General features: G+C 34.3%; 15 protein-coding genes and 1 pseudogene. All 16 read right to left on the bottom strand.

The features are described 5' to 3' along the window. Nucleotides 1–63: 63 nt before the first annotated feature. Nucleotides 64–4,950, bottom strand: coding sequence for a PKD domain-containing protein (locus Q2T46_RS14130; protein ID WP_303264968.1), 4,887 nt, complete (start codon nucleotides 4,948–4,950; stop codon nucleotides 64–66). A 77-nt stretch (nucleotides 4,951–5,027) separates the two neighbouring features. Next, nucleotides 5,028–6,020: a stalk domain-containing protein gene (locus tag Q2T46_RS14125; protein WP_303264969.1), complete on the bottom strand. Its 993-nt coding sequence runs from the start codon at nucleotides 6,018–6,020 to the stop codon at nucleotides 5,028–5,030. A gap of 40 nt (nucleotides 6,021–6,060) precedes the next feature. Further along, nucleotides 6,061–6,624, bottom strand: coding sequence for a hypothetical protein (locus tag Q2T46_RS14120; RefSeq protein WP_303264970.1), 564 nt, complete (start codon nucleotides 6,622–6,624; stop codon nucleotides 6,061–6,063). Beyond that, complete coding sequence (locus tag Q2T46_RS14115) at nucleotides 6,611–7,348, bottom strand: ImmA/IrrE family metallo-endopeptidase (RefSeq protein WP_303265746.1); 738 nt, start codon at nucleotides 7,346–7,348, stop codon at nucleotides 6,611–6,613. Before Q2T46_RS14115 ends, Q2T46_RS14120 begins: the two co-directional genes overlap by 14 nt. Then, nucleotides 7,341–7,694: a helix-turn-helix domain-containing protein gene (locus Q2T46_RS14110; RefSeq protein WP_303264971.1), complete on the bottom strand. Its 354-nt coding sequence runs from the start codon at nucleotides 7,692–7,694 to the stop codon at nucleotides 7,341–7,343. Before Q2T46_RS14110 ends, Q2T46_RS14115 begins: the two co-directional genes overlap by 8 nt. A gap of 102 nt (nucleotides 7,695–7,796) precedes the next feature. Further along, nucleotides 7,797–7,891 (bottom strand): annotated as a pseudogene (locus Q2T46_RS14105) (Uma2 family endonuclease); the annotation flags it as partial. Between the two features lie 38 nt (nucleotides 7,892–7,929). After that, nucleotides 7,930–8,178, bottom strand: coding sequence for a DUF2442 domain-containing protein (locus Q2T46_RS14100; protein WP_303264972.1), 249 nt, complete (start codon nucleotides 8,176–8,178; stop codon nucleotides 7,930–7,932). Nucleotides 8,179–8,184: 6 nt separating this feature from the next. Beyond that, entirely contained in the window at nucleotides 8,185–8,433 is a 249-nt protein-coding gene (locus Q2T46_RS14095) for a DUF4160 domain-containing protein (protein WP_013296862.1), read from the bottom strand. A gap of 101 nt (nucleotides 8,434–8,534) precedes the next feature. Continuing rightward, complete coding sequence (locus Q2T46_RS14090; RefSeq protein ID WP_303264973.1) at nucleotides 8,535–8,762, bottom strand: DUF5348 domain-containing protein; 228 nt, start codon at nucleotides 8,760–8,762, stop codon at nucleotides 8,535–8,537. A gap of 692 nt (nucleotides 8,763–9,454) precedes the next feature. After that, on the bottom strand, nucleotides 9,455–9,577 hold the full coding sequence (locus Q2T46_RS14085; RefSeq protein WP_303264974.1) for a putative holin-like toxin: 123 nt from the start codon (nucleotides 9,575–9,577) through the stop codon (nucleotides 9,455–9,457). Between the two features lie 115 nt (nucleotides 9,578–9,692). After that, the gene (locus tag Q2T46_RS14080; protein ID WP_311062271.1) at nucleotides 9,693–10,760 is read right to left on the bottom strand and encodes a hypothetical protein; all 1,068 of its coding nucleotides are present in this window, start codon (nucleotides 10,758–10,760) and stop codon (nucleotides 9,693–9,695) included. A 313-nt stretch (nucleotides 10,761–11,073) separates the two neighbouring features. Continuing rightward, nucleotides 11,074–11,937 carry an SUMF1/EgtB/PvdO family nonheme iron enzyme gene (locus tag Q2T46_RS14075; protein WP_303264976.1) on the bottom strand — a complete coding sequence of 288 codons (864 nt, stop codon included), beginning with the start codon at nucleotides 11,935–11,937 and terminating at the stop codon, nucleotides 11,074–11,076. A 481-nt stretch (nucleotides 11,938–12,418) separates the two neighbouring features. Beyond that, the gene (locus tag Q2T46_RS14070; RefSeq protein ID WP_303264977.1) at nucleotides 12,419–13,054 is read right to left on the bottom strand and encodes a glycoside hydrolase family 11 protein; all 636 of its coding nucleotides are present in this window, start codon (nucleotides 13,052–13,054) and stop codon (nucleotides 12,419–12,421) included. Between the two features lie 899 nt (nucleotides 13,055–13,953). After that, nucleotides 13,954–14,190 carry a hypothetical protein gene (locus tag Q2T46_RS14065; protein WP_303264978.1) on the bottom strand — a complete coding sequence of 79 codons (237 nt, stop codon included), beginning with the start codon at nucleotides 14,188–14,190 and terminating at the stop codon, nucleotides 13,954–13,956. 416 nt (nucleotides 14,191–14,606) lie between these two features. Next, on the bottom strand, nucleotides 14,607–15,287 hold the full coding sequence (locus tag Q2T46_RS14060) for a DUF6710 family protein (protein WP_311062437.1): 681 nt from the start codon (nucleotides 15,285–15,287) through the stop codon (nucleotides 14,607–14,609). Then, a complete protein-coding gene (locus Q2T46_RS14055; protein ID WP_303264980.1) occupies nucleotides 15,277–15,609 on the bottom strand; it encodes a hypothetical protein in 333 nt (110 codons plus the stop codon). The genes Q2T46_RS14060 and Q2T46_RS14055 overlap by 11 nt, the downstream gene beginning before the upstream one ends. Between the last annotated feature and the right edge of the window lie 6 nt (nucleotides 15,610–15,615).

Below are 15,615 nucleotides of genomic sequence, written 5' to 3'. Positions count from 1 at the left end.
AATCAATGGATTACAAAAAATTATGCCCTGTATAGAGCAGTTACTCCATACAGGGCTTTAATATTAAATCTTTGGTCCAATTATTTCTGATTTTGAATGGTCATATATTGAACCTTTAACTCTTACAGTAATGGTATCCGTCACAGTCTTTATTCCACCACTTAGAACTTGTTTATACGCAGTAAATACTATCTGGTAAGTTCCATCAGCCATATCTTTAGGAATTATTACTACAATATCCCTTCCTTCTGCCTTTGTATGTTTTGTATGCCATGTCATCACATCTTGTGGTGGATTAGTTAAAGTAATATCTGATGTCAAAGTCGTAACATTAGAAGTAGTAAACTCATTTTTAGAATACCACATCTTTGCTTCTACCCGGTAAGCTTTCCCTTCTGTATGTGCATATAAAATCATTGCTTCGCCAGCTTTGTATGTGGTCTTGTTCGAACTTCCGATAACAATAAGCTTTCCTTGAACTTGTACTGTAACTGTATATGGATCCGACCACATCGGTGTAAGATTTGGATTTCTACTTGTTGAGTCATCTAATACTCTTAGTTGTATCTTATACGTCCCGTCATCTCCAAATCCCATTTCCTCAAAAGTGGGCTTCCACTCGCTTATTGTTACCCATGTCCCGTCAGGCTTTTGAACCTTCCACTCTCTAGCCACAATTGGATCTCCGTCTGGATCATAGCTTGTGTCGTCTATTGAATATAATTCATCAGCTACTACTGGATTTGGATTTATTGTAAATCTGGCCACAGGCTTATTGTTCTCCGGTATAATAGTTACAGTCTGTGTGTATGGCTCTGACCATAATGGTGTACCAATGCGAGGATTATCTCTGACTTTAAGCTCTATCGTATATGTCCCAATACCCAGTGAAGAGATATTATTTGGCATCGTACCGCCATAATTTATCCATGTCCCGTCAGTCTTTTGTACTCTCCATTGCCACTCTGCAATAGGATCGCCATTTGGATCATAGCTTTGATCAGTTATGTTAATTGTCTTATTAATAACCTGTGTAATAGGATTAACAGTAAACTGTGCAACAGGCGGTAAATTTATATTCTGCGTCGTTATTGTCTGCACTTTAGGTTCACTCCATGCTCCTTCTAAATCTTGTACTCTAAGGTATACCAAATAAGTATATCCTACAGGAAAAATGCCTGACATTTTACCATCGTGCCACGATGCTTCATTTACTTCTTTCCATTTCCATTCCCATGCGTGAATACCTTTGTTTGACAGTGACATATGATCAAGATCATAGCTTTGATCAGCAATTGAAACAACATAATTAGAACCGCTGGGCGTCATAGATACAGCAAACTGTGCAATGGGTCTTCTATGAACATATATATACATGCTGCTTAGAGGCTTATAGCTCCACAATCTGTAGTTATCAAATCTATTGTCATCTTTAGGATTATCTCTCGCCTGATACTGAACCTCATATTTACCAACTTTATCAAATACAGTTACAGGACTGGAAAGATACTGTCCACTGAATGTCGCAAGGCCGAGGCTATTTTCAAAGTAATTTGGGTCATGCAGGTACATCCATCGCTCCTGATATTTTGTATCATTTTCCGGGTCATTGTAGTAAGTGTTGTAGCTAACTTCCTCGCCAAGCAGTACATACTGCTCAAGAAGCTTCGGCATGGACTCAACAATGCTTATAATGTAGTCAACAGCCTGGTTGAGCGCCGTGTCCATATTTGTATTGTAGAAAAATGTGCCTTTACCGTCATTCTTTGATATAAAGGTCTGATATTGGCTTTTATTGGTATCCATGCCGAGGCCTATGAAATAAGCATTGGCCGAAAGTATTCTCGATAGGATGTCACCCAATTTGAGCGGATCATTTAATTCAGGAAGCTCTACGTCGCTTATATTTACCAGAAAACGAACTGAGTTGTCCCGCCATGTGGTGGTCTTTAAGGCTTCGTCTAATGTTTTTATACTTTCGGTAGTAATCTGTATGTCCTTATAATACGCACTGGGCTGGTCCCAGACGTAAAATCCATAGCTTCCTTGACTGTAGTAATTTGAGTCCGTGTCAGTCCATTCAATATCGAGGCTACCATCCCTGTATATCTTGATATTGTTGCCCTTAACCTCTATCCTCACATTCCAAGTCTGCCCACGATAGAAGTATGGAAAAGACCCGCCGGTTTTTACCACCTGGAAACCGCCATTTACCACTTTTGCAAGCACGCTTCTCTGATCATAACGCACATTTCCGCAGGCGGAATGGTTATCTATAATGTATACATAGTAATTATTCACGTCTTTCATCCGAAACATGAATCCCATTTCGCCGTGTTCAAATTCTGTAGCATCATTGCGTATCCCAAGCTTATAGTTCACCGTTAAGTCTTTCGTAGAAAACGCGTTTGGTTTATACCAGCCGACCGCGGGCCTGCTGCCGACATTGCAGACAACGGCATTTAAGCTGCTGTCGTAACTCCATGCGTTTGAAGGCGGCGTCCCAGAATTGCCGACGTAGAAACTTACCCAATTTGAAAAAATAGCGGAAGGGTCTTGAGTCTGGGTAGAAGTCGTTGCCGTTTCTATCGCCTCTATGCGCGCATCTATATTTTTTGCGGCAAGTTTAGTCTGAATGATGCTGTTTATCTTACTGTTTAAGTTTTGAGTCTTACTCGAATTTGTTTTCCCTACTGTAAATACTACATCTATCTTAGGCTTTTTCAGCACTTCAAAATCTACAACAGGCTGTAAGTTTATAACCTCGCATATTTTGTCGTTTATTGACTTATCCGAAGTATCGTCCGTCCTGTAGTCCGAAGGGGAAATAAATTCACCTATTGTGTCTTCTCCAAAGCTCTCTTTTATGGAAAGCTCAAATAAATATTTTCCCACATGCGTCGTATAAAGGACAGGGTTTATATTATTGCCGCTGTCCAAGGTGGCCCAACTTTCATCGTCGAAGCTGCCGTTATTGTTAGAATCGTATTTATACCTCCATATCCTCTGCGATATATAGTCACCGTCGGAAGAATAGGATGAATCTATAAGCTCTATTTTCGCCTTATTCCCATTTTGGGGGTCTCTCAGTACCGTCGTCATCACAAAAAAATCCGCAACCGGCGGCAAATCCGAGCCAATCGATAAAATTTTTTCATACCAGTCAGAGTAATTTCCTGCACTATTCTTTACCTTTACTCTTACTTTGTAGTCTCCCGCTTTCTTAAAAAGAACCGTTCTTGTCTTCATATCCGTTGATGACACTATCTTTATATCATCCTGCGTTAATCCACTGCTTACAGATGTTATATCCCATTCTGTCGCATCCCATACCATTGGATATTTGGGTGATGTATAGCTGCCTGACGCATCTAACACTACCTTCCTGTTTTCTTTCAAAGCACCTGCATAATCAAAAAACGCTTCAGGAACAGCAGGTTTCACTTCTATCGTCTTCTCTGCAGTGTCTTTTAATCCATCATTGTCTGTTACAGTAAGCTTAATAGTATATGTTCCAACATTACTAAATGATAGTGTACCGCTGTCACCCGAAATAGAGCCTTCAATACCGATTGAAGGATTAAATGTCCAGTTATAATTTGTTATAACCCCATCAGTATCATAACTTGAAGAACTTATTCTAACATCATCACCCTGTATAACTTCTGATGGCGCATTTATCCCAGCAACTGGCGGTACAGGTGTCGGAGCTGGTGGAGGTGTAGGTTCCGGTGTTGGCACATCTTCATATTGACCAATTATTTTTGTCGTTTCTGCTTCCGAAGATTTATTTATACTTTGGTCATAAACGCGTACTTTTGCCCAAACTTTATCTCCCGGTTTTGCATTAACTATTAATTTTGTATATTTTGCCTTTGAAAGAGATGTTAAATCCTGCAGCACAGTACCATCTGAACCAAGCAAATCAACTCCATTCACTTGAAGCCAAAATCTTACACCAAAAGGTCCTGTACCACTTGACACTGAAGAACTGGCATCAATGGTTGCATTTACATTTCCTGACGTTCCTGCTTTAAGAGATGATGGATCTAATGTAAGGTTTATTCCCGCCTGTATATTTCCTGGAGGAAGAGGAGGTTTTGTAGCAGCAGTTACAGAGAAGGTGTAATCCTTTCTCGTAATCCTGCCTACCGCATCTTGTGTATATAAAGTTACGGTATGTTGACCTGCAGAAAAAGTCTTTGTAATTGTATCAGTAAAATTTTGTTGATTTAACAACGTTTTAGCACTAATAACTCTTTGTCCATCTATGTCAACTGTATATACGACTTTATCTTGAAGTCCTAACGTGCTTTTCAAATCACTATTCCAAAAGTTAAAAAACGATATTCCAGAAACCATAATCTTTACATTATCATTTTCCTTAGGATTTGTTGGTGAAATAGATATGTTTGCAGAAGGAGGCCTCGTTGTAGCAACATATACTTCTCCTTTGCCTCCCTTCTCATCTAATACCTTATATCCTGTTACATGAGCACCACATAGCTCAGTAATGTATCTAATATATACACGATCAGAACCTGATATATTAAGCTTGATTTGACTTAAATATGTATTGACGAAAGATGGATTTCCACCAAATGCTGTTATCCACTGCGGTATAGTGCTGTATTTTATAAAATTGTACTGTTCTGCACTACCACCTGCATAGATGTGTCTTACCACCTTGTCATATCCTGAAAGTGTGCCATCTACCATCACATTCCACTTACCTGAGTAAAGTTTTTTCTCGTTAGGCATGGGCTTTATAGGATTAGGAACTGGTGAACGATCGTTGATTGTCACTTGGCTATCAACACTTAAATTCAAATCCCCTGAATCATCGATTACTGCGGCATAAGCATTTTGAGGCTTTGGTATGTAAATTAAACCTACCAGAAATGTAATTAAAGTAATAATAGATAGAATTCTTTTAAATCGCTTTGACAAAAGCATCAACTCCTTTAAATCATTAAAATAAAGAAGCCTCAGTTTTATCTGAAGCTTCTATAAATCAAGCAAAATATTTATATACTTGGAGGTGTAGTATATTTAGCCCTCCATATCATTATTGTACCATCGTTTAAATACTGTACTGCATGGTCTAAATTTTCCGCCACAAACCTTAAAGGAAGCATTGTATAACCATTTTTAATATACACTTTTCTTGGCATTTTAACAGTGCTTCCATCTACTACTGCACTATCAGAACCAACTTTTAATACCACTGTTTTTCCTTTATCTTTTATGGTTATTTCTTGTTCCTTAGAGTCGTAATCAACTGTTGCGCCTAATTCTTCCATTACACCTCTAAGCGGTATCATTGATACGCCATTATCAGATATGACCTCCGTTGGCAGTTTCCCTTTATTTTCTTTAAGCTCATATCTTACAGTAATGTCATTCTTTCCAATCCAAACATCTACTCCATCCCAATTGTATATACATTCATCAGTATATCCATTCCATTTTGGGTCAACCAAATACTTGGTATATGCAGGATCTTTTAATCCTTCCCATCTATCATAAAAATTTTGAAGCAATACATCTTTGTATTTTGTCTCCTGCCATGGAGTGCCGTTAATGCTAACAAGATTTATTGTAACAAGTCCTTTCCAAAAATCGTATTTTAACGTATCAGGATTATTATACTGGATTTCTCCATATAATTCTTTGTAGTTTTCCCTTAATGTAGTAATATCTCTTAAAGCAGCAGCACTTCGACCTTCTTTATAGTAATAATCTAAATCATTTTTATAAAATGAGCCATCTACAAGAATCAGTCTGTCCGTATTTTTAAGCTTATCGCTATATGCTATTTCATGTTCTTTACCCGGCATTATATAATACCATCCCAATTTGTCATGACCATTTTCATCAGGAGAAACTGCTTTTATCCAGCCTTTGTCTATCCAGTCCTGATAAGGAAGTTCATCACTCTGACTTAAAGCTAAAGCAAAAGCAGGAATGGATAAAAAGATTAATAAAAATGCAATAACCATAGAAATAGTTTTTCTCATTTATAAAAACTCCTTTCTATTTGGATTTTTTAAATAACCTTCATTGGAAGTGTTGACTGTATTTTTTTACTACATCTATAAAAGACTCTTCACTCAACTTTCTTCTTTTTTTCTTCATTTCGTTTCTTATATTTTCTGCTTCCTCAACACTTATGTATCCTTTAACGTAACACATATACAAAATTTCATCTGTACATGTAAAGGGAATATTGATTCTGCTACAATAAGCAGCAATATCTACAAAATTATTGCTTGCCACAGTACCTTGCCTAAATTGAGCTATAGAAATGGCAGAAGCTTCTCCTTTACCTATCACTTTACCATTAACCTTGCCTTCTATAAATGCCAAATACAAACTCGCTTCAAGACTATCAATATTAAATGTCTCTATGCTGATCTTATTCTTTTGAATTTCTTTCTCTATATTGAAAAATACGAAATTACTGTTCTTAAAAAATCTCATTCTAGAAAGCTCTTCATTGACCTGAGCCGGTATTATTAACTCTCCATCAAAAACTGAAAAGAGAATGTCCATTCTATTTACCCAAGAAAAGGAAGAGATACAGTCAGTATCAAACACTATAGGATATTTAACAGTCTTCATACTCCTGCACCTCTTCCCCAAATAACACATCTTCAAACCCTGCTTCAATTAAAAGTTCCTCATATTTCCCTTCAGAAATAATGCCATCATCTAAAAGTATTCTTGCTTTTTCTACGTAATCTGAAACAATTAAATCTTCTTTAGTGGGTAAATAAAGAGAAGTATCATAACCATACTTTACTGCCTCGTTAATAATTCCCTTTTTAAAACGCAATATATCCTCCTCATCTAAAACCCCAATTTGCTGCAGCCTAATAAGCATTACAGAGTGGCTGACTCCAAACAAAGCCTCCAAATAGAGCAGGTCAGGAAAATCCAGTTTTTTCTTGGATGAACCCATTCTTTTAAACAACTCCAGCTCCAGTGTTTCAGCAGGCACCAAAAAATTTGCAGCAAAATAATCTGCTTTCTTTTCACTTAACGACTTCTGCTCAAAAATGCCGGCTACACACACACTTCCTGTTTGACCTTCTTCAAATAAAATGTGGTATAACTCATGAGCAGCAGTAAAATTTTGATGCCCTTTTGTTTTTGATGAATTTATCAACACAAAATTAACATTTCCCTTCCTTAAAAACATCCCTGAAATATTGCTTTTTAAAGTTTTTTTAGCATAAAAAATATTTTTTTCTTTAAAAATCATAAACACATCAATAGGTCCATCTCCAAGTCCCATTTCTCCTCTGATTTTGCGAGCATCCCTTTTCCCTTCAATCTCAAGCATTAACACGACCATACCTCTTTTCCAACAGCTTTTCCATCTGATACAGATTATTTACAAAATTTTTAGCCCACCCTACAACTTCTATATCCTCCTCCGTCAATCCATCAGTTCTGAAAGCTAAAACAATATCATGTTCTTCAATGTTTTTTATAAAATACTCTATGGAATACCCATAAAAGGATGCAAGCTTCTCAAGTGTAGCAATATCTATTTCTCTCCTACCGTTCTCATAATATGAGAGCAGTTCTCTTTTAATCCCTATAGCCTTTTCCACTTCAGTTTGAGTATAACCATTCTTTTCCCGAACTTCTTTTAATTTTTCTCCAATTGCCTTATATACTGACATCTCATTCCCTCCTTTTTTGTTAAATCTATATATTTATTCTACTCTTATTGTAACATATTCGTTACAAAATATCCATATATTTTTGCTTTATGAACTCATATTATATGGTACTCCATCAATTATTTCATACCTTCTCCTTCTGGCCACGTCAAATAATCAGCATACGTATATTTCTTATTTTCTTTTGGCAATTGCATACCTTCCTTGTATAAAACTTTTTATCTGGCATTTATAATCAAGCCAAACTTATGCTCTTTCCATTAACCCAAAGTTCGTATTCACTTAAATCTATATCACTGTTCCAACTTATACCATACCCTCCAACGTCAACTTTTACTGTTTTAAAATACGCTTTATTTTTCAACATTTCAAATGGCCATTCATCAAGTTTTTGTTTCATATCATATTCTTTTATTACTCCATTTTCAAAAGTAATAATCAATTTGTAATCATCTGCAGCCTTTACATCAATAATTTTATACATACTTCATCACTCCAATCCTGGTAACCTTATAAATTTTTGACTTTCCCAAATATCTAATAACTCGTTTTGATATTTACTTGCCCACTCAATAATCATTTCTCTTGCCCTTTTAGGAAGATCTCCCTCAATCATTTCTAAAGTATTTATGTTAAACATACCTACATATTCACCATATATAGCATGAAAATGTGGTGGTAAATGATCTCCAAAATACATTTTTATCACTATCCCATAGAACCTCGTTATTTCTGGCATTTTAATATCATTCCTTATTTTTAAAACATTAATATATCCGAATTTTCTTAAAACATCACACTTATATTATATCATAACTATCCATCTTAATGTTATTTTTTCTAAATATTATAAAATCTTGCTTTTTGGTTTAAAGAAATCTCTTTAATTTCCTTATCTATTGTCAATAATACATACCTACCGTCTTTAAACTCAACTCTGCCACATATCCATCTAAGACTCCAAATGTCCCATAAATCCACGAAATCACCAGAATGTAGATCATACCCTCCTATGTTATACCTGTCCGTCTCATAATTCCATTTAACAAAACCGTTAATCACTTCCATAATCCATATCCTCCTTCTCGAAATCATAATATTGATACAAGCCTATTACTAATACCCAAAAGTTATGCTAAAATTAAAAATCAAATTTGCCTCCCGGCAGGGAATAAAAACAGAGCCTGCGAATTGGAGGTCAAGAGGCGTGGGAGGGATACCGGACTGAAGCGAAGCTGAAGGAGGATATGCTCACACGGCAAGAGCGAACCTCTTGACCGTAAACCGAGCAGGCGTATAATCCAAAAAGCGGGAGGCAAATTTTAAAAAAGTACTCGTAAGAGTACTTTCCATATAAAGACCATAAAAATATACGGAAAAAAAAATAAAAGCACTTCTGTAAATATAAGCAGAGGTGCGTTATAAATTCGGATTTTTGTTTTGAGCAAAGCGAAAATGAAAAATCCGCACTATTAATTATAAATTTTATATTGTATCATTTTTGCTATGATCTATTAATGAAAGCTATCTTTGTATCAATTTACTATTAGGACACTCTTCAATGATTATTGGATTTCCTTAGATCTATGATCCGTGACATCCTCCCCTCAATGAATTGAGGGGCATCTCTTTAAAGAATGCGCGCAGGCTTTTGTCCTTGTACTTTGGTTTCTAAAATATTGTTTACTTTTATGCTCATCGTGTTATAATATAAGAAAAAGTAATCGGCACCGCAAAGTGCGGTCGCCCATAAGCGACAATTATAAATTTATAACCGCGCTGTTGGGAGCAGGGCGGTTATTTTTTCTGTTAAAACTAATAATTGCTATGACGAACATTTCAAACATTATCATTAAAGATAATGTTTCATACATATTCATCATAAGCAACCACCTCCCTTAGCGGGAAAGTGACAACCACACCCTGCTATATCCCGATTACTCTATCCATATAATACCACAACATAAATGTCTACAATATAAAATATATAATCTGTTTCTAAACCAGTAACTTTCCAAATAAAGCTCTCTTTCTCCGTCTATTTGGCAATACCGGCTCAAGTAGCTTTAAAATAACCGAATCATTGTCTTTACTGAAGGGATTGGGACAGTGAGGAAAAGGTGTTCCTTTAATACATGTATAAAAAGAAAACTCATCCACATCGCTCTTTGATGCTAAAGGAAAGATGATACTATATTCATTGTCAAACTTATCAATACATTCGTGCCATCTCCATTTAGCAGCCGACGCTACAATAAAAGCCTCATCTGCCATATAAATCTCTCTCATCCTTGATGAATCTAAAACTCCAAGATCTCTAATCACATATTCATATTGTCCCGCCTTAATTTCTTTAAACAACGTATCAAAATTCCACTCATCTCTGCCTTTACTTTCATCTAATGCAAAAATATCTATTCCATGAGCAACGTACGATCCTTTAACTTTCCCTTCTTTTACTCTTAAAATATTTGTGAAATATGAGAACACAGGTCTTTGGCTATCCTCTATAACTGCTACAGAATAACCTGAACGTGAGAGAAAAGAAGCTAAAGAAAAAGCTGTATGAGTACATCCCAAACCATGTGCAGTACCAGCAACTGCTATGACAATTATACCAGAATGTCTCTCCTCTATTACTACTCTTTCTTTATTTCGCTTGCCATCATTTATAAACTGCCCCGTGTGCCATCTTGCAGCTTGTGAATATGTTGCGGGCGTAGACAGCAAAATATCATTAATTACCCTATTCCAATCTGCATCTTTTTCTTCAGCAGCTATATCGTATATACCAAGACCAACTATAGAAGAAATTAGCTCATCACCCGGTTTTCTTTCAGGAGCAATAATAATCACTCTTGTATTTGGCCTTGATATTCTAAAACTTTGAAGTGCTGAAACTATTCCTTTCTCTGAAAAAACGTCTATATCTACTATCATAACATCAGAAGAAATTCTTGAAGCTGAATAAAATACATCTTTCACGCTTTCAGAATCCAGTTTACCAACATGCTTAAAAACAATATCTTCTCCACTTTCCAAAATATCTTTTATCTTCTCCGACATTTGTTTAGTAACAATGATTGATAGAAGCAAATTTTCACCTCCATAAAAATAAAAGCACTTCTGCAAATATAAGCAGAGGTGCGTTAAAAATTCGGATTCTTGTTTTGAGAAAAGCAAATAGGAAAAATTAATCTCCCACCTATAAAAGATGAGAGATTCTTAAGCCTATTATTAAATTAACAAGTTTATAAACTGACCAGATGGCATCAAAATTATTTGAATTAAGGACGCATCAAGCATTCCAGTTGAATCATAAATTTGGATATTATTATTAACTAAAGACACTATATCAAAAAAATGAATTCATTTGCGTTTATTTATTGCGGCACACACGAAAACCTTGATCAGGCCCTTTACAATATGGTTCGTATCCACCCCGGAAAGATACTTCACAGCAACTTACATCGCCAAGCCAACCTCCACCTTTCCAGACCCGTTGAGTTCCACTATTTGCACCAAAATTGCCATACCAATTCCAGCACCATTCTCTTACATTACCCGACATATCATAAATTCCTAACTCGTTCGTTTTTTTAAGACCAACAGATTTTGTTTTATCATTGTTATTTTTTATCATGGGCCAATTCCATGCTCCTGGTAAGTATTTATCGCCAGAATTTTTCCAATACCATGCTACTTCATCCGCATTATTGCTTCCACTATATGTGTAATTTTTACTTATTTGCCCTCCACTTGCGGCGTATTCCCATTCTTCTTCTGTCGGTAATCGATAACCATTAGCTTCAGCATTAATTGTCACTGTCCATTTTATATTATCATAAGCATTCTTATTATTCGGCTCCTTTTTATTCTTGTCGATATTATAATACGGCTTTAATCCCTCCTTTATGCTCCTTTTATTACAGTACTCAATACAATCATACCAACTTACCATTTCTACAGGCAAATTATCACCTTTGAATTGTGAAGGATTATTTCCCATTATCTCAATCCACTCTTTCTGAGTTACTTCATATTTACCAATATAAAAGCTTGATACTGTTATGTCTTTCCCATAAAAGTTAGACTTTACATTTTTAAAAGTTCCTCCTTTGACAAATATTAAGTTATCATATTTTTCTTGTGGACGTTCCACATAATTATTAGTTTTTTTTGTCGAACAGCCATTGCTAACAACCATTATCATCATTAAAATAAGCATTAATAATTTTCTCACCGATATCCTCCTCTTCTCTTCCAGCTTATTCAAAATCCCAAAATTATTACTTTTAAAGATTTTTCTTCTGTTAAATCATCACTGTTTTCTTACGCTCTTACCAAAATGCATATTATATCAAATATCCTAAATATAACCAAAAATAAGAATAAATATAATGAACGCTGTAAATCCATCAATAAAATTCTGAGCTTACATAATTAAAATGTACTCTCTGAAATGCAGTATTTTTCCGTTAAATTGTATTAATTACTATTTGAAACTAAATTTTTGAATTATACAACATTAAACAATCTTAAAACCTATTTACATTAATAAGTTGTCACTCTTACTTTTTATTCTTTAAAAGACTAATATTTAAGTAGTATGTGAATAAGCAGCATTTTTAAAATTTAAAGATATACAAGGTTATCGGATGTAAAAAAGTCTACTTTACCTTAAATTAACAAACATTCTTAAGCGAAAATCATTAAATGTTTTATCACCACACTGTTACATTAGCATAACCACTGCTTTGATATCCCTCTACTGCTATTATCTGGTAAGCCCAACTGCTACCCAAATTCATTCCATGACTTTTCCAGGCATTAACGTGATTGGAAAAAGTGATAGTGTTGTTGGTTCCGATCGATCTCTTAGACTGTCTGACACTCCAAAATTGAGTAAATGTTTGAGTTCCATCAATGGAGGGTGCATTGACTCTTGTAGCCGTATATATATCATATGTTCCTCCGTCACTAGTCACAGTACCCATATACGTTCCAGTAGGTCTATAGCTACCCCAATCGTCAACAACGTAGTATTCTATTAATGGACCTCTTGTCCACCCATAAAAAGACAAATATCCATTACCGTTCGGTGAAAAAGCTCCAGCATTATAGTTTACTACTCTAGAAGGCGATCCAGTACTCCAACCTTTACCAACAACAAAATTTCCACAATTTGACCATGAAACGCTGTATTGACCACCAGCTAAATTAGAAGCATTTACTGTTCCTACACCATCACTCCAATTTTGCCAGTAGTTTGTTGTATCTGCAAATGCAGTCACCGTAAGCAAACTAAAACTAATCAAAAAAGTGCAAATTAACATGAAAATTTTCTTAAAGTTTAACATTAATTTACCTCCTCTCTGCTGCTTACTACATACTACTTGAATATTATCCTTTTGCAGATAGTAAGTAGATAATAAATCAAAAGATCTTTTTACTCGAATCCTTTACTTTATAATGTCCTTATTTGTCAAGACAATTTTTTAAAAGCCAATTTGGATTTTTCCCTTATTCGGAAGAATTAGGCTTGTACATATTTTGAAAGTATCGATTTAAATAATTTCTAAGATATGCCTTTTTCTTACCACTATAAAATTTTTTTACCTGATATGTAGAATTTCACGATTCTTGTGTAAATTTATTATATTAATAGCATTATTAAACATTAATGGAGGAAATCTTAGATGTACCAGCTTTAAGAAGTTTTGAACATTATTGACATTTTAATTTATCAAACTTGAAATTGATTTTTAAACTCTCTAATTTAGTCAGTTTAATTTTTCTTCATTTCTGGAATGTTTGCGTTTAAAATATGATTATAGGAGTCATTCTCGTCATATCTTCTGTAGAACAATCATTATTATGTAGAATAAGAAACTCAGTATGAACACTAATCTAAATTTTTTCTGATAATCTTATTATCGCTCACCTCCACGACTTTGATATTGCCTTTTTACGGTTTTATCAAATAAACCATCGTTATAAATACCGTCATTTAAAGATCAATACATTAAGTAGCTACAAAAATTTTTTAATAAACCGTTAACTGTAAATGACTACATCTGATTTAATACAAGTATAACATAAACAATTTTTAGTAAAATAGATTTTTTTTACCTAATTCTTTGTTTTTTTTTCTTTTTTAATTTAATTTTATTTGTCAAAGTAAAAAAATACTCCATCACATTTTTATTTATGCTTTTGACTTCCTTCCCCTCCTTCTCAAACTTTTTCATTCTGATAGTTAAGAGAAAACAAGCCTACAGGCTAGAGGCCAATTAGGAATATCATATTTTATACATTTCCTAATCAATACGCAATAGCTTTTTTTATTTTTGTAATATTCATCGAAAAACTTTTTGTCAATTCCAGCATAATCTTTTGTTTTTTCCCATACCGAATAAAGCGTATCTTCAATAAGCACTAATATTTCTGCTTCTCCTATAATTTTTATAACTTCAAAAGGTGACCCACTCTCCATCCTATAGGAGACTTCTCTCAAGTCTTTTGTTAAATTGCATCAAATTTAAGAAAAAATAAAATAACTTATTACTTCAATTTCTTTATTAAAGCTTCTTACAACCTTATATCTCAAATTCGTTAGTTTCACATACTTTCTAATTTCCCCATAGACATCTAAACCACCATCTACCTTATTTTATTATTTCTTTTGAATAAATCACAAAATATTCAGCATCCTTATTTTTTAATGATTTCAATCACTTATAGATAGGCTAAAAACTTATCCTCTCCGACTTTTGTTTAGTAACAATGATTTGATAGAAATAAATTATCACCTCCATAAAAATAAACGCACTTCTGCAAATATATACAGAGGTGCGTTGTAAATTCAGATTTTTGTTTTGAGCAAAGCAAAAATAAAAAATCCGTACCATATTAAATTTGATATTTCATCTTTGATGTCTCGTAAATAATTCCAATACGAAAATCAAGCAAATCCTCTAATCTTTGGTTACTATGTCTGTTATACCACCATACTCCATCTGTATATACATGGTCGTAAAGTTTACTAACGTCATATTCGGTGGCTTTAATACGTCCTTTTTTAAATCCAACACCTGCAGCTATAGAATGCATCCCGTTATATACAAAACAGATATTTACAGATGAAAAATAATAGGCCTTATGATTGTTTTTTTGGTATACAAATTCATTTTCCCCTATATTTTTAATACTTTCTCTCATCTTCTCTCTATGCCATGGAAAAACCAAAACACATTCATTTGATAAATCAATTGCTCTTCTTTCAGCATCTGTTTCATATATTGAAAATCTAATTCCTTCTTCATTGTAATAATAGTAAGGAAAAGGAAGCAGAATTCTTAAATCTTTGTCAAACCATTTTTCCTTATAAAAAATATTTGTTAGTACGTCATACTTCAAATCCTCTCGAATAGCATCAAGCATATAATCTAATATTAAAATCCTGTCTTCTTTTGTTTTTTCTTCTTCGCAAACTTCTTGAACAAATTCAAGAGCATACTTAAACTCATGAGCCGGATCTAATCTCTCTAAAAAACTTCTTTTCTTCTTTCTAAAAAGATTTTTAAGTAGAATTTTGTATCACCTCGTCTTCTAATAATTTAAGGACGTTGTAGTAAATTCTTCCCTGCATGAAAGGTTCATAGTGCATCAAAGAAATCAGCTCATTACACGCTCTCATGTATTTTCTTTCGTCAAGAGCCTTCTTTATTTTAATAAGGTGAAAAATGTATGACATATGAAGTATATCTCTTCTTTCATACTTCTCAGAAGGCTTTAATTTCTTCAACTCCATGTAAAACTCCTTTAAAGCATTTCTTGCTTCTAAATTTTTCTCTTCTCCTTCATCATTCCACCAATTGTCATAAGGATCTAAAATAGAATAAAGCTTTTCCATCTCTTA

Source organism: Thermoanaerobacterium sp. CMT5567-10 (assembly GCF_030534315.2).
Lineage (GTDB): Bacteria > Bacillota > Thermoanaerobacteria > Thermoanaerobacterales > Thermoanaerobacteraceae > Thermoanaerobacterium.
This window is presented reverse-complemented; position numbering and strand designations above follow the sequence as displayed.

Coding starts and splice junctions, on each gene's coding strand:
- Q2T46_RS14120 (WP_303264970.1), bottom strand. CDS start 6,624: ATGAAGACTGTTAAATATCCTATAGTGTTTGATACTGACTGTATCTCT.
- Q2T46_RS14085 (WP_303264974.1), bottom strand. CDS start 9,577: ATGATGAATATGTATGAAACATTATCTTTAATGATAATGTTTGAAATG.
- Q2T46_RS14065 (WP_303264978.1), bottom strand. CDS start 14,190: ATGGAGAGTGGGTCACCTTTTGAAGTTATAAAAATTATAGGAGAAGCA.
- Q2T46_RS14080 (WP_311062271.1), bottom strand. CDS start 10,760: ATGTCGGAGAAGATAAAAGATATTTTGGAAAGTGGAGAAGATATTGTT.
- Q2T46_RS14115 (WP_303265746.1), bottom strand. CDS start 7,348: ATGCTTGAGATTGAAGGGAAAAGGGATGCTCGCAAAATCAGAGGAGAA.
- Q2T46_RS14070 (WP_303264977.1), bottom strand. CDS start 13,054: ATGTTAAACTTTAAGAAAATTTTCATGTTAATTTGCACTTTTTTGATT.
- Q2T46_RS14110 (WP_303264971.1), bottom strand. CDS start 7,694: ATGTCAGTATATAAGGCAATTGGAGAAAAATTAAAAGAAGTTCGGGAA.
- Q2T46_RS14125 (WP_303264969.1), bottom strand. CDS start 6,020: ATGAGAAAAACTATTTCTATGGTTATTGCATTTTTATTAATCTTTTTA.
- Q2T46_RS14095 (WP_013296862.1), bottom strand. CDS start 8,433: ATGCCAGAAATAACGAGGTTCTATGGGATAGTGATAAAAATGTATTTT.
- Q2T46_RS14090 (WP_303264973.1), bottom strand. CDS start 8,762: ATGGAAGTGATTAACGGTTTTGTTAAATGGAATTATGAGACGGACAGG.
- Q2T46_RS14055 (WP_303264980.1), bottom strand. CDS start 15,609: ATGGAAAAGCTTTATTCTATTTTAGATCCTTATGACAATTGGTGGAAT.
- Q2T46_RS14100 (WP_303264972.1), bottom strand. CDS start 8,178: ATGTATAAAATTATTGATGTAAAGGCTGCAGATGATTACAAATTGATT.